The 1,019-nt window shown below is 53.5% G+C and carries 1 protein-coding gene; it reads right to left on the reverse strand.

What is annotated here, in order from left to right; all coding sequences use genetic code 11:
- On the reverse strand, positions 1-1,019 hold a 1,019-nt coding region (gene tuf, locus FEK50_RS24100; RefSeq protein WP_000407794.1), incomplete at both ends, for an elongation factor Tu.

Raw genomic sequence — 1,019 nt, forward strand, 5'->3', positions numbered from 1 at the left:
CCAACGGTACGGCCGCCTTCACGGATTGCGAAACGCAGACCGTCGTCCATCGCGATCGGGTGGATCAGGGTAACAACCATTTTGATGTTGTCGCCCGGCATTACCATCTCTACGCCTTCCGGCAGTTCGATGGTACCAGTCACGTCAGTAGTACGGAAGTAGAACTGCGGACGGTAGCCTTTGAAGAACGGAGTATGACGACCGCCTTCATCTTTGGACAGAATGTACACTTCAGATTCGAACTTGGTGTGCGGCTTGATGGTGCCCGGCTTAGCCAGTACCTGACCACGTTCGATTTCTTCACGTTTGATACCACGCAGCAGAACACCTACGTTCTCACCAGCACGGCCTTCGTCCAGCAGTTTGCGGAACATTTCAACGCCAGTACAGGTAGACTTCTGAGTCTCTTTGATACCAACGATTTCAACTTCTTCACCAACTTTGATGATACCGCGTTCTACACGACCGGTAACAACGGTACCACGACCGGAGATGGAGAATACGTCTTCGATCGGCAGCAGGAACGGCTTGTCAATCGCACGCTCTGGTTCCGGAATGTAAGAATCCAGGAAGCCAGCCAGTTCCAGGATTTTCGCTTCCCACTCTGCGTCGCCTTCCAGCGCTTTCAGAGCAGAACCACGAACGATCGGAGTGTCGTCGCCCGGGAAGTCGTACTGAGACAGAAGTTCACGAACTTCCATTTCAACCAGTTCCAGCAGCTCTTCGTCATCAACCATGTCACATTTGTTCAGGAACACGATGATGTACGGAACGCCTACCTGACGACCCAGCAGGATGTGCTCACGAGTCTGCGGCATCGGGCCGTCAGTCGCAGCAACTACCAGGATCGCGCCGTCCATCTGAGCAGCACCAGTGATCATGTTTTTAACATAGTCGGCGTGCCCCGGGCAGTCTACGTGTGCGTAGTGACGGGTCGGGGTGTCATATTCAACGTGAGAAGTGTTGATGGTGATACCACGAGCTTTTTCTTCCGGCGCGTTATCGATCTGGTCGAATGC

This window comes from Escherichia sp. E2586 (assembly GCF_005781105.1).
Classification (GTDB): domain Bacteria; phylum Pseudomonadota; class Gammaproteobacteria; order Enterobacterales; family Enterobacteriaceae; genus Escherichia.